Raw genomic sequence first — 21,880 nt, 5'->3', positions numbered from 1 at the left:
CTACTGACTGACGTAAATTTTAAACTGCTCTTCAAGATTGAACTCCAGATCCCGGACCCGTTCAATCGCAGTGGCGTCGAGACGCTGTTCGGCACCCAGCAGCAAAATACCATCAGCACTGATCAGATCGCGGCTGAGAACCATCCCCGGCCGCAACTGATCACTGAACAGAATCTTATCACTGAGCACTTCACCGTCTTTGGAAAGGGCCCCGATCACCTCCCTGAGAATCTCAACAATAGCCTGGTTATAGCGCTCCGCAGCCGTTTCACTGAGGTACTTCAGGGCTTCATCCGTACTGTGCTGACGTTCGGAATAGACCCCTCGAATCAGCTCAACGTAGTCATTCAGAACCGCAAGAATCTGTGCCCGGTACTTAATATCCTGTGCTTTTATGCCCCGCGGATAACCACTGCCATCCAGATATTCCTTGTGTTGCAGAATGATCTTCCCGGCAGGATAGAGCGGCTGCACCATAAGACAGGCGGCCTGCGCCATGACCGGATGGGTCTGGAACAGCCGCTGCTGTTCAACACTCAGTTGCAGATAAGGCTTACGGATTAACTCATCAGGAAAGCTCAGTTTACCGATCTGCCGGAGCTGCCAGGCGTAGAACAACTGTTTCAGCTCCTGCCCCTCTAATCCGGCACGCGCAGCCACCTGAAGCAGGATCCGGTTGAGCTGCAAATTTTCAGCAGAAGCTTTAATACCAAGACGCCTGCCGATCAGGACGGAGAACATCCGCACCACCATCCGGTAGTTTTCAGTCAGTTTTTTATTCGCCCGTGTCAGTTGCTGAGTGCGCTGCTGAACTTTGGCTTCTAACTGCTGATTCAGCTCTTTAAGGGCGAGGTTTTTCTCTTCAGTCTCCCGCTGCAAACGCAGGTTCTCCTGCTTCAGATACAAGGTATCCAGCGTTTTACCTACCAGTGCCAGCAGCTCCTCATCATCCCAAGGTTTGAGCAGAAAACGGCTGACCCGTCCCCGGTTGATCGCATCAATCGTGCTGTTTACATCAGCGTACCCAGAGATCGCGATCCTTTCGATGTCAGGATAGGTTTCAGCCACCTGCTCAAGCAGCGCTTCCCCTGCCATATCCGGCATCCGCATATCACTGATCAGCAGATCGACCCGGGTGTCTTGCAGCGTTTCCAGCGCTTCCCGGCCTGAATTGCAGGTGATCACCTGACAGCCGAGCCTGCGTAACAGACGCTTCAGGGCGCTGAGGACAGCACTCTCATCGTCCACCAGCATCAGACAAAAATCCTTATAATCCGCCATTCATGCTCTCCTTAATTCAACGGCTCAGACTGGTTCTGCGGTTCGACAGGCAGCAAAAGGGTGAAACAGGTTCCCTCTCCCAACTGACTCTCTACCTGAATCTCACCACCGTGGTCTTCCACGATAATGCCGTAGGAGATGGCCAGCCCCAGCCCGGTCCCCTCTCCCACCTCTTTGGTCGTGAAAAAAGGATCAAACAACTTGCTCATCTCATCTTCGGCAATACCACAGCCGTTATCACGGATTCTGATGGCAACATGCGCTCCCTGCTGCAAGGTCTCCACCCGGATCAGGCCTCGCTCCTTAATCGCGTGCCCGGCATTGAGCAGCATATTCAGGATCACCTGTTTGATATGTCCCGGCATGCAATTAACCTGAGGGATATCGCCAAGATCCGTTTCTACCTCACAGTGATATTTCAGCTCGTTATTCGCCACCTTCAGCGTGGTTTCAATACATTCGTTGATATCCGCCCACTGCCGCTCCTCAGATTGATCCACATGGGAAAATGCCTTGAGCCCTTTAACAATTTCACGCACCCGCACCGAGCCTTCATGGGTATCTTTCAGCAGTTCATCCAGATCCTCATTCATAAATTCCAGATCATACTCGTCGCGCAGCAGCGCAATTTTTTCCCGCTGCGCCTGACGCGCCTCATCGGATTCCAGCGCAGACAGCGTCTCATACTCCTGAATCAGGGTGCGGTAGTTCACAACATAATGATCGAGGGTTGCCAGATTACTCATCACAAACCCCAACGGGTTATTGATCTCATGGGCCACGCCAGCGGCCAGCACACCGATAGACGCCATCTTCTCCGACTGCAGCAAGCGGGCCTGAGCATTTTTGATCTCGGCGTTCGCCCTTTCAAGTTCGTGGTTTTTTTCCTCCAACTGACGCGTCCGCTTCTGCACCCGATCCTCCAGTGAACGGTTCAGCTCCTGCAATGCCAGCTCGTACTGATCCCTGCGCTGGCTGGCCTCTTTAAGATTGAGGGCCATGGCATTAAAAGCCATCGCTACATCGGCGACCTCGTCCCGCCCTTTGACCGGGATCTGGATATCCAGCTCCCCGGAGGAGATCTTTTTAGCGGCCCGGGTCAGCACCTGTAGCTGGCGGGTCAGATAGGTGCCCAGTATCAGCGAAAACAGAGCCACCAGCCCCATCTCCAGCGCCGCAATCATGACGCTGCGCCGCTCCGCTTCCTCAATCGTGCCGCGCAGCAGATGGATATCCAGACCCAGCTCCACACGACCGTAGACCACGCCACCTTCACGAATTTCGGCGTAGGTATCAAAGATGCCATCATGCACGGCTTCAACCTCCCCATCAGCAATAAACGGGCGATTCAGAGCCGCATTATCGCCGGCCGAAGCAAATACCTGTTGTTGCGGCCCCAGTACCCGGGCATAGATAAGATCGGGGTTTTTCAACACCTCCTGCACAAATGACTCCAGCGAAGCCAGATCGTAACTCAGCACGGCGTCCTTGGCGGTGGTTGCAAACAGGGTTGCAGTGGTCTGAGCGCGTTTATTGATCCCTTCGTAGTTGGTCGTGCGCAGATAATCCAGAGTCATAGTGACCAGCAGAAGCAACAGAATCGCCTCAATGGCTGCAACACCGATGATAGTCTTAAGCCTTAACGACATCTTTCACTCCCTTTGTCGATACGCGGGTACTGCTCACGCCGGATCAGTCCAGCATCGACTGCAGAAGCTGGATATTCAGTGCCCGGACATCATCCCAGTCGGCATCAACGGCGGACTCTATACCCTTAAAATTGATCGCCTTGAGTAACGCGGTTGCTTCAGGTGCCTGATTCATACTCAGCAGCGCCGCCTGAATCCGCTCTCCCAGCGCCTTATCTATCCGCGGGTGGAGAGCAAAGGCATGCGGTGTATAACCCGGTGTCGTCCAGAGTATGCGCAGTTGCTCCCGCACTTTGGGATCGGTGTTATTAAAGGTACGCAGCACACCGCCCCCGGCCGGAAACAGCCCACGGGAAACCGTCAGATAAACCGAATCATGGGAGGAGACATATTGCGGGGTAAAACTGATGCCGTCCTGCGCTATCTTCGCCCGGGGCAACACACTGGCAGCAAAGGCAGCCGGTGAAGGAAAGGCCAGTGTCTGCGCCTGCAGCTCAGCCAGTGACTGGATCGGGCTGTCCTTCTTCACCACGATAATGCCTTTGATCCGCTTATCTTTCTGCCGGGCAATCGCCCGGTAGCCCGGCTTCTGATTGAATACCGTAAAGTGATAGGGGTTCATATACGCCAGATCGTACTCCCCTGCCAGCAGACGCTGTTCGAACGTCGGAATATCCTGAGCGGTAGAAAAAATAATATCGACACCGGCTTTGGCACTGAGATACTCCGCTACCGGAGTCCACAGCCGCGCCAGCTTCTCAGCAGATTGCTGAGGAACAATCCCCAGGGTGAGCGTCTGTGCCTGAGCCAGAGGGCTTAATACGCTGCAAAGCAACGCAACGGACAACCATTGTCTGATCATAATCAGCTCCTGTAATCTGAGGGGAGTGCAGCACATTCAAGCAGATCGGGATCCAGCGAAGCCAGCAGCGCCTCAGGCGCCACATTGCCCGATTCCGCCTCCAGCAAACGTCGGGCGATGTATAACTGGCAGGTCTGAACCGCAGGTTGCGGTTGCGCCAGTGGGTCTGACTGATAACGCAGGCTGTCGACCAGAGATTGCTCGAACCCCCATAGCTGGAGTAAAAAAGCCCCCAGAGTGTCCGCCGATAACCCGGTTTTACCACCCAGTTCGACCAGCTCTCCTATATTGTGCAGCAGGCCGGTAAAATAGGCCTGCTCCACCTGAGCTCGGCTACGCCCACTTTCACGAGCCAGCAGCAGTGATTTTTCCGCCACCCGCTCAGCCCGGGTCAGCAGCCCCGCATGCTCCCCTTCGGCCACATCCGTCACAAACAGACCGACGCTGAGCACCACTTTGCGCACCAGATCCAGCCCCAACCGGACCACCGCATCGCGGGCGCTGTATACCTGAGTTCGGTAGCCCCAGAACGGAGAATTTGCCAGTTGCACCAACTTACTCAATACTGCGACATCCTGACTGATTAAAGCCGCCACCCGGTCACTGTCCACGTCATCTGTCGATTCAACATACTCCACCAGACGCCGGTAGGTGGCAGGCAGTACCGGCAGAGTCTGCAAAGAACCTATCTCACGCCGCACCTGATCTGACAAAGCAAAATGCCGCAGGCAGGCTGCCCGTTCAATCGTGGCCGTCAGAAGATCGATATCAAAAGGTTTGGGCAACAGAATATGCGCGGATTCCAGTGGCGTCAGTGCAGTACCCTCGCTGGTATCAGCACTGAGAATGACCCGCACCGCATCCGGTTGCAGATGTTTGACCCGACTGAGCAGTTCCGCACCATCCATCGGCAACATCCGCTTTTCCGCAACCACCACCCAGGGCCGGATACTCTGGACCTGCTCCAGCGCCCGCTCAGGTGATTGTTCAAACACCAACTCCCAGTCACGCAAACGGGACCGCAGTGCGCGGCGCAATGAACTCAGCACCGCACTTTCATCATCAATAAATATGATGCTTCCGCTCTGATCTTTCATTAATGCGGCTCTCCTGAAATGGCCTGACACTCATTGCGGTCAGTCGCGGTAAAAGTCGGCTTCAGCAGTTGGCTGACCCGATGCAATAGCTGCTCATTGGCAAAAGGTTTTTCCAGACAGGCATCAGCCCCGCTCGCTAATGCCGCCTGCAACTGACGTTTATCCAGCGCTGAGATCACTAATATCCGGGTGTCTCTGATCTCAGCACTCTCCCTGACAAAACGAATCACCGCAAAACCATCAAGCCCCGGCATACTCAGATCCAGAGTCATGATTGCAGGCTTTTCACTCATCAGAAGGGTACCGGCACGGAAACCGTCTTCCGCCAGAAGCGTACGATAACCGGCACGGCGTAAAACCCTTTGAATCGCCCGGCCAACCTGCACATCATCATCCACAATCAGCACCGTTCGCGCGGTATCTGCTGATGCAGACACCTCTTTTGGTATCGGCATCTGGTGGCGCTGGAAGAATTTAACCAGTTCCTCTTCGGTGACCCGGTTGTTGCCACGTCCGGGCAACTTAAACCCCTTGAGTTCACCTTTCTCGATCCAGCGGATCACCGTACGCAGATTTACATCGCAGAACTTTGCAATGTCGCCTGTCGAAAACGTTTTCATTTCGATCAGCTCCAACTATCCAGCCCGACAGAAACATCAGATTCAAACAAGAATTCAAACAACATCCAGTTTCAGAATAATCACAAATGTCACAAATGTCACATAATTAGTTTCACCCCTAACGCCCTCTTAATGACGCCTGCAAGCGTTCCCTGACGCGCTTTTTCCTTTGCAACAGGGGAACCATCTGCCCAATTAAGTTATCCTGATCAGGGTACAGCCCCGAAGCTGATACCGGACCTGAAACAGAACAAAGGAAGCACTCTGATGGCCCTCAGTAACGCAATCATCAATATCACTAATCTTCGTCTGCGAACTTTTATCGGATTCAATCCGGAAGAGATGGAAAAACAGCAGGATGTAGTGATTAACATCGAGATACAGTACCCGGCAAACAAGGCTTTCAGCGAGGATGATGTGGATCAGGCCCTGAACTACAAAACCATTACCAAGCAGGTGATTCAGCATGTGGAAGCGGGACGTTTTCTGCTTCTGGAAAAGCTGGTTTCTGACGTACTTGAGATCTGCAGTGAGCACCCCTGGACCCTCTACGCCAAGGTCACAATCGATAAGCCTCATGCATTGAGATTTGCCGATTCAGTTTCTCTGTCGCTGGAGTGGAAAAAAGATCCGCTACAGAAATAGACAGCCATCAGGTAACTGCCTAAACCCGGTTGCTATGCTTTTTTATAGAGAAAAAAGCGCCATGAAAAACGCTCATTTCAAACAGCTTTTAATGTTTGCGTTTTACTACTTACGTACTAATCTGACCTAGTGTTGTCCCCTACAGACGTAGTACTTCAGGGAGAGGTCAGATTATGGATATCAATCAGTTTAACCGGGTAATTCGCCAAGAGGTCAACGATCAGAATGCAGCCGCCTGGCTTGCAGCCCCCGACCGGAAGCAGTTCTGCCGCGACCTGCTCGGTGCAATGGAAGTGCATGAGATCGTCATCAACATTCTGGTCGATGTGCTGGATGAACTGCTCCAGCGCAGAGCGGAAGATAAGTTTGCCAACTACAACATCGGCGACGGTGTTACCATCCTCGAAAACGGACGCAGCCTGCCCGCCACCATTATTCGTAACAGCCCCCGCGAAGAGATTCTGACGGTACAGCGCGACCGCATTCTGCCTTCAGGCTCTATTGTTCCCGATCAGTCCGGTGAGGTTCTGGATTTTCACCGCTCACACGACAAGGTCTATATACACATGGAGGGCCGCAGCCTCAGCCGACTGGTGACCGGGCGCTGCTATCACGACTACTCCACTGAACACCTTGACGAAGAGTACCAGCGCCACCACGGAAACTTCTCTCAGGCGATCTGACAGACTATCTCACCAGACTGTCAAACTGCGGCAGCGGTGTATCCATCACTGCCGCGATACTGGTGATGACCTCCCGCTCCAGCGGGGTGATCTGGCCATCATGCTCAGCACACTTGCGCAAGCCGGTCAGCAGGCGGGGTTTCAGTAGCGGATACACATCGGCCAGTTCCCGCACCGCCTGCATAAAGCTGTCCAGATCACACTCAGCCTCGGCCAGAAGCTCAATGTTATACAAGCCCGCTGCCGAGGCACCTCTGTTGAACGCCCGCTCAGCATCCTCCGCCTGATCATGCCCGTAGTGAGCCAGCAGGGACAAAACAAGACGGTAGCTGTCGCTGATCTGTGCCAGTTCGGAATGACGCGGTCGCCGTGGTTTCTGTGGTTCAAAATCCGCCGCCAGATAGTGCCGCACAATCTGGAACAGGCACCATTCAAATAATTCGGTCTGCTTATCTACCCGAATCAGTTGTAACAGCAAGCGCTTGAACTGCTGATACTGAGCCGCCGACATGGTTTTCAGCGCTGGCAGCAGCATCTCCATCAGCGGCAGACGATTACCCGGTTGCAGGGTAGTGATAAGCGGCAGTATCTGCATAACCGAATCAGCAGCGCCCTGAAAACCGCTCTGCCGGATCAGCTCAATCTGCTGTTGCTGCAGGTCCGACGGCCGGTGCATCAACAGGCCACAGCATACAACCACTGCTCCCAATGGATTCCGGGCATGTTCCGCCAACGTCGGGTGTAACTCATCGATCTCCAGCCGGATCTGATCCAGATCACCGGCGGCAAAGGCTTCGCCGGGATCATTCCCCGTCGAGAGAACCGCTCCGGTAAGCACCGCCTGCTGAAAGATCTCCTCTTTTTTCACCTCCATCGCCTGCTCATCTTCAGCCTGCTTCTGTTCACGAGTTTTCGGACTGCGATAGAGATAGTTTCCGTCCCAGTTGGGATCCAGACGCAGGATACGATCCACCAGAGGAGGATGAGTTGCATACAACGAGGACATTTTCGAGACCACCTGACCGAAAAACAGGTGGCTGACTTCACTGCGGCGCTGATTGCCTATCTCACTGCCGGCGCTGTAGGCCCCGATCAGTTTCAGTGCATTCGCGATACCTTTTGGATTACGGGTGAACTGCACGGCACTGGCATCGGCAAGAAACTCACGTTGCCGGCTGACCGCAGCCCGGATCAGGCTACCGAAAAAGGTCCCCAGCCAGCCCAGTGCGATCAACGCCAGTCCGAGGCCGGCAATTCGGCCATCAGAACGGCGGTTGCTGTGTCCGCGCGCCAGCAGCTCCCCGACCAGGCCGATAAAAACAATCCCATGCAGCAGCGCCATCAGGCGCAGATTGAGGCGCATATCACCATTCAGGATGTGACTGAACTCATGGGCGATCACCCCCTGCAACTCATCCCGCTTAAAATGCCGGATACAACCGGCGGTTACGCCGATCACGGCATCCGCCGGACTGTTTCCGGCGGCAAAAGCGTTGATGCCGGCTTCCTCTTCCAGCAGATAGACCGGCGGCACCGGCATGCCTGACGCCAGCGCCATCTCCTCGACCACATTCAGCGCCATACGCTCATTCGGGTCTTGTGTATCCGGCGAGATCTGACGGCCACCCAGCGATTCTGCAACCGCCTTGCCACCGCTGCCCAGTTGTAACCATTTATACGCCACTGCGCACAGCACCGCGCCGGCCACACCCAGAGAGATCAAACCAAACAGTTTCCAGGAGAACAGGCTGGCAATTGTCCGGCTATCGGTTTGCGCGATCACACTGACACCCCGGTTCAGGGTATCATCCTGGGTCATAAACCAGACGGTGAGCGCAATCAGCAGATTAGTCAGCAGCACCAGTGTCAGTACCGCCATCACAAACAGAAATACCAGCCAGCCGGTATTACGCCTCGCCTTGTCCTGTTGGGTAAAGAAATCCATTACGACGGCTCCTGAGCTGATCAGAAACTGACTTTAGGCGCAGCCTGAATCTGGGCGCTGTCCTCAAACTCCAGCAAAGAAGCATCAGTTGGATGGCCGAAGGTTCCGGCAAACAGAACCGGAGGAAAACTCTGGCGATAGGTGTTGTATTCGGTTACCGCATCATTGAAGGCCTGACGGGCAAACGCCACCCGGTTTTCCGTGGTGGTCAGCTCTTCGCTCAGTTGCAGCATATTTTCATTGGCCTTCAGATCCGGGTAATCCTCCATCACAATATTCATCCGCGCCAACGCCCCCTGCAGTGCATTTTCGGCACCCGCCAGTTGCTGCATTGAGCCACTGCCCGGTGCAACACCGCGCAACAGAGCTGAAGCTTCATTACGCGCCTGAATGACCGCTTCCAGCGTTTCACGCTCATGCTGCATGTAGCCTTTGGCCACTTCCACCAGATTAGGAATCAGATCATAACGCCGCTTCAACTGAACCTCGATCTGGGAGAATCCATTCTCAAAGCGGTTCTTCAGCTTGACCAGGGTATTGTAGATACTGACCACATAAAAAACGGCGCCCAGCACAATAACCAGAAACACAATTGTTGCTACATCCATCACCTGCTCCTTGGACCGATCCAACACAATGGGTCATTCGAGAGGAACCCGGCCTGTCGGGCCCCTCCTCGACTGTTAATATTTATCTAACAGCGACTATAGATCAGTTTCAGCAGGGATGAAACCGGATCACTCCGGTGGCACACCAGCCTCTGCTTCCTGCCAGAGCTGACGGGTCAGCTCGGCGGCGGGCAGCGCACGGCAACCACTGCGATCAGTCCCTGACCAGAGCGGCGTAAAATCAGTGCGTCCCTGCACTTCGGCATGCTGCCGCAGAGGCACGAGTGCCGGCGTAGCGTAAGGAAAGGCAGGCGCGTCCGGATGAATATCACCCAGATCCTGCATCAGGCGATTGCGAATACCCCGGGCCGGGCGACCGGAAAAGAGGTTGGTCAGGGCGGTATCGGCCTCCTGATCCTGCAAAGCTTCACGCTGCAGCGCACTGATTGTGCTCTCCTCGCAAAGCAGATAGCTGGTGCCCAGTTGCACAGCAGACGCCCCGGCATTCAGCATCCGGCGGATATCGCAGCCACTGGCGATCCCACCGGCAGCGATCAGCGGGATATCCAGCTCAGCCCGCAACTGCTCCAGCAGTGTCACCGTCGGCAGTTGCGAAGAGAGGTCAGCACTGAGGAACATTCCGCGATGCCCACCCGCTTCCACACCTTGCGCAATCACCAGATCCGCGCCATGCTCCTGAAGCCACAACCCCTCTTCCAGAGTGGTCGCAGAGGAGAGCACAATCCCGCCCCAGGCTTTGACCCGAGCCAGCAACTCCGCTGGCGGCAGCCCAAAATGAAAGCTGATAACCGGTGGTGCAAACGGTTCAATAGCATCAGCCACCTCCGCAGAAAAAGGCTGACGCAGCCCCACCAGCTCCGCAGTTGGCTGCAAACCCGACTCGGCATAATAAGGCGCCAGCCGGTCCTGCCAGCCCTTCAGCACAGCCTCGCTGATGCGGGGCATCTTGTGACAGAAGAAGTTCAGGTTATAGGGCCGGTCGGAGTGGCGGATAAACTGCTCAATCTGCTCAACTACGCCTGCAACACTGAGCATGCCACAAGGGATCGATCCCAGTGCCCCGCTGTCAGAAACCTGCTGCGCCAGTCTCCAGTCCTGAGCACCCGCCATAGGGGCCTGTATTATCGGAATATCCATCCCCAACTGCGCTAAATCCATGATCACTCTCCTGACTCGGTTTCTGTACCCGCACAGCTTACTCGCAGAGCGACCCCTGATCTAACGTATTCTGAAGAACGGTTTATTCACTTTCAGTGAACGATGCTTCATGCCGGGCGTTTTTTCAGCCGCTGCACCAGCAACCCCAGGATAATAAGCACCAGCCCCAGCAGTGTCGCCTGATGGATCTCTTCACCAAGGAACTGCTGAATAAAGATCAGCGAGAGAAATGGCGAGATAAAGATCAGATTACTCACCGCTGCGGTATTCTCCGCTTTTTTCATCGCCATCAACCAGAGTACAAACGTGATCCCCATCTCAAACAGACCCACGTACAGCGCCAGCCCCAGCGCCTGAAGCGAGGGAATCAGCCAGGCCTGCTGCCAGCTCAATGTCAGTGCAATCAACGGCAGGCTAATCGAGAAACAGATAAACAACCCGACGACGGGCGGGTCCTGATTCCGGGTATTAAAGATCCAGTAAAGCGCCCAGAGCAGGGTACTGGCGATTGCCAGCGCAACCCCCAACGGGCTGTCAAATTCGAGCTGCGTGAGGTCACCCCGGGTACAGATCACCAGCACACCAAAGTAGGCCAGTATCAGTGCAATGATATCCTGCCGGCGTAAACGCTGACCGAGAAACGGAACCGCCAGCAAACTGAGCATGATCGCCCAGGTATAATTCAGTGCCTGCGCCTGCTGTGCCGGCAGCAGATCATAGGCCTGAAACAGAATAAGATAATACAGAAACGGATTAATCAGCCCCAGCTTCAGGTAGATCTGAGGGTTTCGCTTAAGGCACGGTAAAACCTCAGCCATGCGGCCTGTCACCAGCAGAAACAGACCCAGAAACAACCAACTGAAAAGGGATGCATAAAACACTAACTGCACCGGGCGCAGCTCCGCCAGCGCCAGTTTGAATGCGGTCGCTACGGTTGACCAGAGCAGTACCGCAGCCAAGCCAAACAGCACAGCATCTCTTTGATTTTTAATCATTACCTTCTCTCTTCTTCATCCTGAATCCCGGCTGGCATGGTATTCTCCGACAGACCGCAGGGAACTTTTCGGCCTGCACCCTATCACTTAATCAACAATCGCGGAAAGCCCGATCCAGGCGAACAGGAATTATGACCAGCAGCCCAGCAGAAATAAGCCGTTTTATCTACGTTATGGACCCGATGTGCAGTTGGTGCTGGGCCTTCCGCCCGAGCATTACCGCCCTTCAGCAACGCTATCCTGAGACCCCGTGGCTCTACCTGATGGGAGGTCTGGCGCCGGATTCTGAGGAGCCGATGGCAGAAGCCATGCAGGCAAAACTGATCTCAGTCTGGCAGCAGATTGAGCAACGCACCGGCACCCGCTTCAACTTCGATTTCTGGAAAAATAACACGCCCCGCCGCAGCACCTACCCGGCCTGCCGGGCTGTTATCACGGCAGATTCACTGCTACCCGGCTCGGCCGGAGATATGATTCTGGCAATCCAGCAGGCTTACTACACTGAGGCGCGTAACCCATCCGATCTGGCAGTCCTGTGCGCTCTGGCGGAACAACTGGGCATCGATCCTGAGCGCTTTGAGCAAAGATTAAACAGCGCCGAAACAGAGGAACAACTGCAACAGCAGATCATCCAGGGACAGAGACTCGGAGCTCAGGGGTTCCCTGCTCTTTTTCTGCAAACAGAACGTTCAATCGAAGCGTTGAGTTACGGCTATGCCAAAGCGGAGGATATTCTGCGGAGGGTGGCCACTGCAGGCCGGAATCGATAAAGCAATGGGCGGGGCTGAGACTCAACCCCGCTGTGTGCTGAAATCAGTCGCGAACGACAGATACATCTTCAGCCTGAAGTCCCTTATCACTTTCGCGAACATAGAAGCGGACCTTCTGTCCTTCCGCCAGAGAGCGGTGGCCGCGTCCACGAATGTTACGGAAGTGAACAAACACATCATCATCTTCGCCACGAGTGATAAAACCGAAGCCTTTAGACACGTTAAACCATTTAACGGTGCCCTGCTCACGATCATCATTCTCGTCAACATATTCTTCAGCGGCGCCATTGACCAGCGAATCTTCAGCCGGGTTGGCACTGCCGGATGCAGCGATAAACGCTGCCGCAAAGGTCACGACAAAGACCACGGCAACTGCAGCGATATTGGATAATTCAACTTCTACACCAGCTACCGGCCCCAAAAGAACAGGAACCACAACGGCGGCGATAGCACTCACAATCAGACTACGAATCAACTGATTAACCCTCATTTATTTATTGTCATTTATCACTTTAATAGCACTTGTTCCGGAGGAATATAGAGATTGCTCCCTCCAACCTGAGAGGTATATCGAATTTCATGATTTTTTTCAACAGCTTATATTGTCAGTCCAGCGAATAAGCCGGGTTCGTTTAATATCCGGGTCTGATAAACTATGCTATTTCTAGCAGTTATTGATCGGAAACAGATATGAACGAGCAGGAACGTATTGCTGAACTTGAGTCCCGGGTCGCCTTTCAGGAGGACACGCTGGATCAACTGAACACAATTGTTTCCCGGCAGGAACTGGAAATTGAGCGCCTCACCCGGATGGTCAAACTGATCAATCAGCAGCTTCGCAGCCTGCCGATGGAGTACTCAGCCAGCAATCCGGGCGACGAACCTCCACCGCCTCATTATTAAGGTAGATTCAGGTCATGTTTTCACTGTTTGAGCGCGGAATGCACTCGCTGGGTCGCCTGTTTATTCGACTGGTAACCCGCCCACAGATGGTGAACCCTCAGCAATTGTTACCCGCTCAGGGCAGCATGACCCGGGTTTACTACATACTTGAGCACAACCGGCTCAGCCATAAGCTGCTGCTGCAGGATCTTCTGCGCCAGCAGCTACGACAGATCGATACCGAACAGATCCTGATTGCCCACTCCAGCGGCCAGGCCCCTCTGCGGGAAACCCTGCTGGAGCTGGTCGAGGCTCAACGCAGCAATCCGGAGCTCAACACCCTGATTGTGCCGGTATCGATCTTCCATGGTCGCCTGCCCCACAGGGAGAAATCCTGGCTCAATCTGCTGTATGCCGAAACCTGGCACCGGGCCGGACCGCTTGGCAGTGCCCTGCAGCTACTGGTCAATGGCCGCCAGACGCTGGTGCGGGTCGATCAGGCACTGGAGCTGCAACAACTGGTCGAAGAAGAGGAAAGCACCGCGGCCGTTGCACGCAAAGCAGCGCGGGTGCTACGTACCCATTTCAGCATTATCCGCCAGTCGATTATCGGCCCTGACCTGTCACACCGCCGCACCCTGATCTCGCTGGTTCTTAAGCACCCGGAAGTACAGCAGGCGATCGATCAGCAGGCACAGGAGCAGCATTGCAGCCGGTATAAAGTGGAGCGCCATTGCGTTAAAACTCTGGACCGCATCGCCGCCAATTTCAGTCCGATCACTGCCCGTATTCTCGATCCGATTTTCAACTGGGTCTGGAAGCGCCTTTACCATGAAGTGCGCGTGCATAATGTTGAGCCGATTCAGGAGATCGCCAAGACCCATCAACTGATCTATCTGCCCTGTCACCGCAGCCATATGGACTATCTGCTGCTCTCCTGGGCACTGTACCGTAACGGCCTGATGATCCCCCATGTGGCCGCAGGTGAAAACCTGAACATTCCGCTTATCGGCCCGATTCTGAAACGCGGAGGCGCGATCTTTATGCGCCGCAAATTCCAGGGCGACCCGCTGTATGCCAGTCTTTATAAAGCCTATCTGGAACAGATGAGCCACCGCGGCCATGCACTGGAATATTTTATTGAAGGTGGCCGCAGCCGTACCGGTCGGCTGTTGCCGGCAAAAACCGGCCTGCTTTCAATGAGTATTGAATCATTCCGTCAGGGCAGCCCGCGTCCGGTAGCACTGATCCCGGTCTGGATCGGCTACGACCGTCTGGTGGAGAGCCGCAGCTATCAGCAAGAGCTGGCCGGTGAACAGAAGCAGACCGAGTCCGTCAGCGACCTGTTCTCGACCCTTGGCATCCTGAAAGAGAAGTTTGGCGCCACGCTGCTCAGTTTTGGCACGCCGATCCCATTGCAGCAGGCAACCGATCCGGAGCGCCCGCTACGCACGGAGGTCAGGCAGATCAGCCATCAGGTGATGTGTGAGATCAATCAGGCCGCAGGCCTGACTCAGAGCAGCCTGCTGGCAAGCTGTATTCTGGCCGGCAGCCAGTTGCAATCGGTTGCCGAACTGGGTGATAAATGCAACCGCCTGCTGAATCTTCTGCAGGCACTAAGCACCCGCCCCATGCTCACGCCGCAGGGTAAAGCCTCCGACTGGATCAAAGCGACTGAGCAGATGGCGCAGTTACAGATCAGCATGAATCTGGTGGAGGTGGATCATCATCAGGCGCAGGAGCTTAGCTTCTACCGCAATAACATTCAGCACCTGCTGGTTTTGCCCGGTCTCTACCTGCTGCTGGCTCACCGGCTGGAAAAAGGACCGACACAGGCGATCAATCGCACCATCCGTATGGTTTACCCGTTTCTCGAAGCTGAACTCTTTCTCCCCTACAGCATCGATCAACTGACCATAGAGTTACGCCGAATGCGCCAGGTACTGCTGGAGCAGAACCTGCTGGAGCCACGCGGCCCGCAGGGCTGGAAAACCACCAACAACCCTCTGGTCAACACCCTGATTCTGACGGTGGAGCCGATTCTGCTGCGTTACTACATTGTGCTCCGGGTACTGCAACGCTATACCCAGATCAGCCGCGAAGATCTTATCCACAGCAGCCAGCAGATCGCCGAACAGATCCATCTGGAGTACGGCTACAGCACACCGGAATATAAAGACCAGCGGGTGCTGGATTCCTTTATCCGACAACTGCGGACCATGGAGCTGATTAACGAGCAGGAGGGGCGTTTACTGCTGAATTTTGATCCGGCGATACTGTTCCGTCAGGCAGGCAAGATTCTGCGACCGCATATGATCAGTCTGATCGACAGCAAGCTGAAGCATTAAAAAGAGGAAGCTATAGTCGGGCGAGGCAGGCTATAGCTTTTTCAGCGTATAGATATCATAGCGGCTGGATTTGCCCTGAAACTGCAATGACGGGGCCCGGTCAGCCAAAAAGGGCGCCTTACGCGGACGCTTGACCACCACCCGGTTATGCGCAATCGCCAGTGCAGCATCCAGCAGTTGGTCGGCATCCAGATCATCCCCTACCACCGGACGAAAAGCGCGCATCTCTTTCTTTACCAGCGCGCTTTTATCGTTGTGCGGGAACATAGGATCCAGATAGACCACCGGATATTCGATACCGGCTGATGCCTGCTCCTGCATCCACTGAATACTGTCAGCATGATGCAGGGTAATCTGCTCAACAATCGGCGCGACATCCATGACCAGCGCAGCCCGTTCGAGACCATCTTCCAGCAGCGCATGTATGACCGGCGAGCGTTCCAGCAGGGTCATTTCACAACCCAGCGTCGCCAGAACAAACGCATCTTTACCCAGCCCTGCGGTGGCATCCAGCACGGCCGGCCTGATACCTCCTTTAATACCCACCGCCTTGGCGATCATCTGCCCTGTGCCGCCGCCAAACTGACGCCGGTGGGCCACCGCCCCGGAAACAAAATCGACCAGCGTCGGCCCCGGCGCTTTGCGCCCACCCGGTTGCAGCCGGATATCTTCGGCCGTGACTTCAAGACGCAGCGTTTCCGACTGCTCATCAATCCGGGTCACAAGCGGCAGATTGAGCCGCTGCGCCAGATTCTGCGCGCGCTCAAAGGAGCCTCCGCGATTAATAACAACCAGTTCAGCCGCCTGATCAGCCTTATTCTCTGTACTCATTGTCCCCTCACACCACACCCAGGGTATACCACAGGCCCAGCAGGAAGACCCCCAGCACCAGACGATAGACGACAAAGGGCTGCATGCCGATCCGGTCAAGCCACTTCAGAAACAGATGGATACAACTGAAGGCGCTGACCCCTGCAATCAGGGTACCCAGCAGAACCATAGCCCAGGGCGCTTTCTCCCCGAGCGCATAAAGATCGAGACCTTTAATAAGACCCGCGCCCAGGATAACCGGCACGGACAGCAAAAAGGAGTATCGTGCCGCAGCCTGACGTTCCAGCCCCAGCATCAGAGCAGCCGTAATGGTGATGCCGCTGCGCGACGTCCCCGGAATCAGAGCAACGGCCTGAGAGCAGCCGATAATCAGTGCATCTTTCAGCTTAAGGCTACTCAGATCTCGCTGTTCTTTACGAAACAGATCAGCCCAGCACAGCAAAGCACCAAAGATCAGCGTCGTCGCAGCGATCACCAGCGTGGAACGCAGGTGCTGATCGATCAGTTCATTCAGCACCAGACCGGCAACCAGCGCCGGTAACGTCGCTACCACCACCAGCCAGGCCAGCCGCGAGTCAGTTGAATGACTACCGGCCAGACTTCGGTTCCAGGCCATAAACAAACGGATCAGGTCATGCCGGAAGTAGATCACCACCGCCAGCAGGGTCCCCACATGAACCCCTACATCAAACGCCAGCCCCTGATCCGGCCAGCCCAGCAGGTGCGATGGCAGAATCAGGTGAGCCGAGCTGCTGATTGGCAGGAATTCAGTCAACCCCTGCAGCAATGCAAGGATGACTACCTGAAACAGCTCCATCTACTGTTGATCCTTCTTCTTCCAGGCCACCTCATCACGCAGATACACCGGCAGTGCCTTGTCTGCAGCAACGGCCAGCCCCTTTTCCCAGTCACGCAACGCCAGCTTGAGCATCTGCCCTGCCGCCGGATAACAGGCTTCCTCAGCCGGCGTCACCACGGAACGCACCGCTTCGCTCATATCATTCAGATAAACCCAACCGCTGCCTACCGCCAGATAGCCCTGACCGCTCAGTTCGAGATCACCGGGTGCACAAACCATCTCCGCAAGCTCCGGCACCAGCAGCCCGTCTTTACAGCGGTAACTGGCAACGTAGATCTCATCCATACGTGCATCCAGTGCCGCAACAACCTGCTCTGCACCGGTTTGTTCCACTGCTGCCAGCGCCATCGCCTCCAGCGTGGATACCGGCAGCAATGGCAGGTCGGCCGCATACGCCAGCCCCTGCGCCGCACCGGTTGCAATACGGATACCAGCAAAGGAGCCCGGCCCGCGGCCAAATGCGATCGCATCAAGCTGATTCACTGCCAGCCCGGCATTGGCCAGAATCGATTCAACCATAGGCAGTAACTGCTGGGTATGCTGGCGGGGGATTACACGAAAATCCTCCTGAACTTCACCATCCAGAGAGACAGCAACAGAGCAGGCGTCGGTGGAGGTATCAAATGCTAGTATTTTGGCCATGAAATCGTTCGCTAATATGGGCTGATCACCCCATTGGGTGATATCTCTGGCGGCATTCTACCCCCGGGGCGATGACTTTTCACCCCGCAGGCCAGGGCCGGAATCGTTTTCTGCTTAATCAGAGGACGGGTTGCCGATCAGGTCATCACCCCAGGCTGGCAACAGATCCTGCTCTATGCCCAGTTGATTCAGAATGCGCGCCACCACAAAGTCCACCAGATCTTCAATAGTCTGCGGGCGATTGTAAAACCCCGGACTGGCAGGAATAACGACAACACCCATGCGGGTGAGTTTCAGCATGTGCTCCAGATGGATCTCGGAATAAGGCGCTTCGCGAGGCACAAGAATCAGTTGCCGCCGCTCTTTGAGGGCCACATCAGCGGCCCGTTCGATCAGATTATTACTGGCGCCGGTAGCAATCGCAGAGAGGGAACCCGTACTGCAGGGACAAACCACCATCCGGCTTGGCGCACCGGAACCTGAAGCAACCGGTGCCATCCACTGTTCACGACCAAATACCCGGATCTGCCCTTCACGAGCCCCCACATAATCACGCAGATATCGCTCCTGTTCGGCGGGTGTACCGGGTAATTTGAGATCCGTTTCCGTGTTAATAACCACCTGCGCCGCGCGGGAGATCAGTACAAATACCTGCTTATCCGCAGCCACCAGACACTGCAGTAAACGCAGCCCGTACTGAGCACCGGAAGCACCGGTCAATGCCAGAGTAATTTTATCCACAGAACTACCCCTCTGCCTGTTGCAGGTCCCGACTGGCACGCAATCGCTGCAGTAAGCGTTGATGGATACCCTCAAAACCGCCGTTACTCATGATAACCACATGGGTACCCGGCTCCAGCTCAGGCAGCAGCGCCTCAATCAGGGCCTCTGTTTCAGAATAGACCACCGCAGGCACCTGCCCCTGTGCAACCACCTGATCCAGCGACCAGTTCATCCCCTGTGGCTGAAACCAGCAAACCTGATCCGCTGCATTCACAGAATCGGTCAGTAATCCCTGATGCGTTCCCAGGCGCATGGTATTTGAGCGCGGCTCAATCACGGCAACCACTTTTTCACCGCCCACCTGAGCACGTATACCTTCAAGGGTGGTAGCAATCGCAGTCGGGTGATGGGCAAAATCGTCATAGATACGGATACCGTCCACTTCACCCAGCAGCTCCATCCGCCGCTTAACGCCGCCAAAGGCGTTCAGGGCCTCTACCGCGTGATGCGGCTGTACGCCCACATTACGTGCGGCAGCGATCGCGACCAGACCATTATTGACACTATGCCGTCCGGTCATACTCCAACTGACAACACCCTGCGGTTGCCCCTGATGCAGCACCTCAAAACGACTGCCGTCATCACTCAGCAGACGCGCCTGCCACTCAACTTCTGCACCATCCAGACTGATCCGGCTGATATCACACCAGCACCCCTGTTCCAGCACGGCATCGAGAGCAGGCTCATTGTCCGGCAGAATAACCTGACCATTCCCCGGCACAATCCTCACCAGATGGTGGAACTGACGCTGAATGGCAGCCAGATCAGGAAAGATATCCGCATGATCATACTCGAGGTTGTTCATGATCAGAGTGCGCGGATGGTAGTGAACAAACTTAGAACGTTTATCGAAGAAGGCAGTGTCATACTCATCCGCCTCGATCACAAAAAACGGAGATTCGCCCACCCGGGCAGAAACACCAAAATCCAGAGGCACGCCACCAATCAGAAACCCTGGCTGCATACCCGCGTGATCGAGAATCCACGCCAGCATCGTCGAGGTGGTGGTTTTACCATGGGTACCGGCCACGGCCAGCACCCATTTGTCCTGCAGCAGATGCTCAGATAACCATTGAGGGCCGGAGGTGTAGCGCAAGCCTTTGTTCAGTACATATTCAACCGCCGGATTACCCCGGGACATCGCATTGCCGACCACAACCAGATCAGGTTCCGGCTCAAACTGTGCCGGATCGTAACCCTCGATCAGCTCAATGCCCTGCGCCTCAAGCTGAGTGCTCATTGGCGGATAGACATGCTGATCGGATCCGGTCACCCGATGGCCCAACTGTTTCGCCAGGATTGCCAGCGAACCCATGAAGGTGCCACAGATCCCAAGTATATGAATATGCACGCTAATTTCTCCCTCTAAAACCGGGCCCTATAATAGCAGCTTTAATGCAGCCGTGAGCTGTTAAAAGCGCCCCCCTGCCGGAGCGAATCGAGAAACGCAAAAATTCCCCGAAAACCATGCATTTCAGCCAAGTTTCACGTAAAATTTAGCACCACCTTTTTAACCACTCGATCAGAGAGAAAATACCAGAATGCTTCTGCTGAGCCAGTTCCTCAAACAACAGGAAACCGAAGACAAACTCGTCGACTTGATAGGCACGCTGATGCTTGCCTGTAAAGAAGTTGCCATCCAGCTCCGGGAGGGCGAGTTAGCAGGCGTGCTGGGCTCCACCGACAATACCAATGTGCAGGGCGAAACCCAGAAAAAAATGGACGTTATCGCCAATGACCTGCTGAAAAAATTCCTTCTCGACAACCCGCTGGTAGCCGGTCTGGCCTCTGAAGAGGAAGATGACCCGGTAGGTGGCAACCCGGAAGGCAAATATCTGGTTATCTTCGATCCGCTGGATGGCTCCTCCAATATCGACATTAACGTATCGGTCGGTACAATTTTCTCCATTCTGGAACTGCCGCAAGGTATGGATCCGAGTCAGGAGCAGGCGTATCTGCAGAGCGGCCGCAAACAGGTCGCTGCGGGCTACGTACTTTATGGTCAGTCATCTATCCTCGCCCTGACCACAGGCCACGGTGTTAACTTCTTCACCCTGGCTCACACCGGTGACTTCATTCTCACCCGTGAACAGGTTCAGATCCCGGCTGATACCAAAGAGTTCGCCATCAACATGTCGAACCATCGCTTCTGGGAAGAAGAGATGCGCCAGTATATCGGCGATCTGCTGCAGGGCACCGAAGGCAGCCGTGATAAAAACTTCAATATGCGCTGGATCGCCTCCATGGTTGCCGAGGTTCACCGCGTTCTGACCCGTGGCGGTATCTTCACCTACCCCTGGGACAGCCGTGATCCGAACAAACCGGGCAAACTGCGCCTGATGTACGAAGGCAATCCGATGAGCATGCTGATTGAACAGGCCGGCGGCGTGTCCAGCACCTGCTATCAGAACATCATGGATCTGGAACCGAGCCAGATTCACCAGCGCTGCGCAGTCGCACTGGGCTCTAAAAACGAAGTAGAAACACTGCTCACCTACCACGCTGAATCCGGCGATGGTCGCGCTGCTGAACTGAACCGCTGAGTGAGCTTTTTCAGCTTTAAGTCGTATTCATAACCTGTTTAGTCTGGGGGATAATCCCCAGACTTTAGGTATAACCTTTTTAAAACTGCTGACAGGAAGACAAACATGGGCTTCGCAAAAGTACCTGCAGGTAAGGACCTGCCAAACGATCTTTACGTAATCATCGAAATTCCGGCAGAAAGCTCTCCGGTTAAATACGAGATCGAAAAGGAAGAAGACGCGATTTTCGTTGACCGCTTCATGGCTGCACCGATGTTCTATCCAGCGAACTACGGTTATATCAACAACACTCTGGCTGACGACGGCGACGCGCTGGACGTACTGGTACTGACCCCTTATCCGGTAGTGCCGGGCTCTGTAATCCGCTGCCGTCCGGTTGGCGTCCTGAACATGACCGATGAAGCAGGCGAAGACGCGAAACTGGTTGCCGTACCTCACGACAAACTGACCAAAGTCTACAAAGATGTTCACGACATCTCAGACCTGCCACAGCTTGAGCTGGACCGCATCAAGCACTTCTTCGAGAACTACAAAGGTCTGGAAGAAGGCAAATGGGTTAAAGTTGAAGGCTGGGCCAACGCTGAAGCAGCTAAAGCAGCTATCGTTGCCGGTGCCAAAGCTTACGCAGAAGCTAACTAATCACGCCTCTGCCCAAAAA

22 protein-coding genes are annotated in these 21,880 nt (G+C 54.9%); 7 read left to right on the top strand and 15 right to left on the bottom strand.

Annotated elements, in window-relative coordinates; genetic code table 11:
* Genes nosR through QUD59_RS11730 form a run of 5 tightly spaced genes read right to left on the bottom strand, consistent with a single transcriptional unit; the run spans position 1 to position 5,509 of the window.
* The gene (gene nosR / locus QUD59_RS11750; RefSeq protein WP_286237203.1) at positions 1-1,281 is read right to left on the bottom strand and encodes a response regulator c-di-GMP phosphodiesterase, NosR family; all 1,281 of its coding nucleotides are present in this window, start codon (positions 1,279-1,281) and stop codon (positions 1-3) included.
* 11 nt (positions 1,282-1,292) lie between these two features.
* Positions 1,293-2,930: a HAMP domain-containing sensor histidine kinase gene (locus tag QUD59_RS11745; RefSeq protein WP_286237202.1), complete on the bottom strand. Its 1,638-nt coding sequence runs from the start codon at positions 2,928-2,930 to the stop codon at positions 1,293-1,295.
* A 43-nt stretch (positions 2,931-2,973) separates the two neighbouring features.
* Complete coding sequence (locus QUD59_RS11740) at positions 2,974-3,792, bottom strand: phosphate/phosphite/phosphonate ABC transporter substrate-binding protein (protein WP_286237201.1); 819 nt, start codon at positions 3,790-3,792, stop codon at positions 2,974-2,976.
* A 2-nt stretch (positions 3,793-3,794) separates the two neighbouring features.
* The gene (locus tag QUD59_RS11735; RefSeq protein ID WP_286237200.1) at positions 3,795-4,889 is read right to left on the bottom strand and encodes an HDOD domain-containing protein; all 1,095 of its coding nucleotides are present in this window, start codon (positions 4,887-4,889) and stop codon (positions 3,795-3,797) included.
* A complete protein-coding gene (locus QUD59_RS11730; protein WP_286237199.1) occupies positions 4,889-5,509 on the bottom strand; it encodes a response regulator in 621 nt (206 codons plus the stop codon). Before QUD59_RS11730 ends, QUD59_RS11735 begins: the two co-directional genes overlap by 1 nt.
* 267 nt (positions 5,510-5,776) lie before the next feature.
* Between QUD59_RS11730 and folX the strand changes: the two genes are divergently transcribed.
* Both folX and QUD59_RS11720 read left to right on the top strand, forming a co-directional pair.
* Positions 5,777-6,154: a dihydroneopterin triphosphate 2'-epimerase gene (folX, locus tag QUD59_RS11725; RefSeq protein ID WP_286237198.1), complete on the top strand. Its 378-nt coding sequence runs from the start codon at positions 5,777-5,779 to the stop codon at positions 6,152-6,154.
* A gap of 173 nt (positions 6,155-6,327) precedes the next feature.
* Positions 6,328-6,837 (top strand): hypothetical protein, encoded by a 510-nt coding sequence (locus tag QUD59_RS11720; protein ID WP_286237197.1) that lies wholly within the window; start codon positions 6,328-6,330, stop codon positions 6,835-6,837.
* A 4-nt stretch (positions 6,838-6,841) separates the two neighbouring features.
* Here QUD59_RS11720 and QUD59_RS11715 read toward each other — a convergent pair whose 3' ends face one another.
* The 4 genes from QUD59_RS11715 to QUD59_RS11700 all read right to left on the bottom strand — a co-directional run bounded on the left by QUD59_RS11715 (position 6,842) and on the right by QUD59_RS11700 (position 11,564).
* Positions 6,842-8,782 carry a M48 family metallopeptidase gene (locus QUD59_RS11715; protein WP_286237196.1) on the bottom strand — a complete coding sequence of 647 codons (1,941 nt, stop codon included), beginning with the start codon at positions 8,780-8,782 and terminating at the stop codon, positions 6,842-6,844.
* Positions 8,783-8,802: 20 nt separating this feature from the next.
* Entirely contained in the window at positions 8,803-9,390 is a 588-nt protein-coding gene (locus QUD59_RS11710) for a LemA family protein (RefSeq protein ID WP_286237195.1), read from the bottom strand.
* Positions 9,391-9,519: 129 nt separating this feature from the next.
* Positions 9,520-10,569 carry an NAD(P)H-dependent flavin oxidoreductase gene (locus tag QUD59_RS11705; protein WP_286237194.1) on the bottom strand — a complete coding sequence of 350 codons (1,050 nt, stop codon included), beginning with the start codon at positions 10,567-10,569 and terminating at the stop codon, positions 9,520-9,522.
* Between the two features lie 107 nt (positions 10,570-10,676).
* Complete coding sequence (locus QUD59_RS11700) at positions 10,677-11,564, bottom strand: DMT family transporter (RefSeq protein WP_286237193.1); 888 nt, start codon at positions 11,562-11,564, stop codon at positions 10,677-10,679.
* Positions 11,565-11,695: 131 nt separating this feature from the next.
* Here QUD59_RS11700 and QUD59_RS11695 point away from each other — a divergent pair, with 131 nt between their 5' ends.
* Positions 11,696-12,334, top strand: a complete 639-nt coding sequence (locus QUD59_RS11695) for a DsbA family protein (RefSeq protein ID WP_286237192.1) — start codon at positions 11,696-11,698, stop codon at positions 12,332-12,334.
* A gap of 43 nt (positions 12,335-12,377) precedes the next feature.
* Here the strand turns inward: QUD59_RS11695 and QUD59_RS11690 are convergent, their stop codons facing one another.
* Positions 12,378-12,824: a cold-shock protein gene (locus QUD59_RS11690; RefSeq protein WP_286237191.1), complete on the bottom strand. Its 447-nt coding sequence runs from the start codon at positions 12,822-12,824 to the stop codon at positions 12,378-12,380.
* A 200-nt stretch (positions 12,825-13,024) separates the two neighbouring features.
* On the opposite strand from QUD59_RS11690, the gene QUD59_RS11685 reads away from it, so the two are divergent.
* Together QUD59_RS11685 and plsB are read left to right on the top strand one after the other, a co-directional pair.
* Positions 13,025-13,237, top strand: coding sequence for a SlyX family protein (locus tag QUD59_RS11685; protein ID WP_286237190.1), 213 nt, complete (start codon positions 13,025-13,027; stop codon positions 13,235-13,237).
* A 14-nt stretch (positions 13,238-13,251) separates the two neighbouring features.
* Positions 13,252-15,564 carry a glycerol-3-phosphate 1-O-acyltransferase PlsB gene (gene plsB / locus QUD59_RS11680; protein ID WP_286237188.1) on the top strand — a complete coding sequence of 771 codons (2,313 nt, stop codon included), beginning with the start codon at positions 13,252-13,254 and terminating at the stop codon, positions 15,562-15,564.
* Positions 15,565-15,594: 30 nt separating this feature from the next.
* Here the strand turns inward: plsB and QUD59_RS11675 are convergent, their stop codons facing one another.
* The 5 genes from QUD59_RS11675 to mpl form a co-directional block, all read right to left on the bottom strand.
* A complete protein-coding gene (locus tag QUD59_RS11675; RefSeq protein ID WP_286237187.1) occupies positions 15,595-16,395 on the bottom strand; it encodes a class I SAM-dependent methyltransferase in 801 nt (266 codons plus the stop codon).
* 7 nt (positions 16,396-16,402) lie between these two features.
* Positions 16,403-17,212 (bottom strand): undecaprenyl-diphosphate phosphatase, encoded by an 810-nt coding sequence (locus QUD59_RS11670; RefSeq protein ID WP_286237185.1) that lies wholly within the window; start codon positions 17,210-17,212, stop codon positions 16,403-16,405.
* The gene (gene tsaB / locus QUD59_RS11665; RefSeq protein ID WP_286237184.1) at positions 17,213-17,896 is read right to left on the bottom strand and encodes a tRNA (adenosine(37)-N6)-threonylcarbamoyltransferase complex dimerization subunit type 1 TsaB; all 684 of its coding nucleotides are present in this window, start codon (positions 17,894-17,896) and stop codon (positions 17,213-17,215) included.
* A gap of 114 nt (positions 17,897-18,010) precedes the next feature.
* Entirely contained in the window at positions 18,011-18,637 is a 627-nt protein-coding gene (locus tag QUD59_RS11660) for a flavin prenyltransferase UbiX (protein WP_286237183.1), read from the bottom strand.
* A gap of 4 nt (positions 18,638-18,641) precedes the next feature.
* Positions 18,642-20,030, bottom strand: a complete 1,389-nt coding sequence (gene mpl, locus QUD59_RS11655; RefSeq protein WP_286237182.1) for a UDP-N-acetylmuramate:L-alanyl-gamma-D-glutamyl-meso-diaminopimelate ligase — start codon at positions 20,028-20,030, stop codon at positions 18,642-18,644.
* A 190-nt stretch (positions 20,031-20,220) separates the two neighbouring features.
* Here mpl and QUD59_RS11650 point away from each other — a divergent pair, with 190 nt between their 5' ends.
* Positions 20,221-21,222: a class 1 fructose-bisphosphatase gene (locus QUD59_RS11650; protein WP_286237181.1), complete on the top strand. Its 1,002-nt coding sequence runs from the start codon at positions 20,221-20,223 to the stop codon at positions 21,220-21,222.
* 105 nt (positions 21,223-21,327) lie between these two features.
* Complete coding sequence (ppa, locus tag QUD59_RS11645) at positions 21,328-21,861, top strand: inorganic diphosphatase (protein WP_286237180.1); 534 nt, start codon at positions 21,328-21,330, stop codon at positions 21,859-21,861.
* Positions 21,862-21,880: the final 19 nt, after the last annotated feature.

Source organism: Neptuniibacter halophilus (assembly GCF_030295765.1).
In the GTDB taxonomy this organism is placed as follows: Bacteria; Pseudomonadota; Gammaproteobacteria; order Pseudomonadales; family Balneatricaceae; genus Neptuniibacter; species Neptuniibacter halophilus.
Note: the sequence above shows the minus strand (reverse complement) of the source record. Positions and strands in the feature narration are given on the sequence as shown.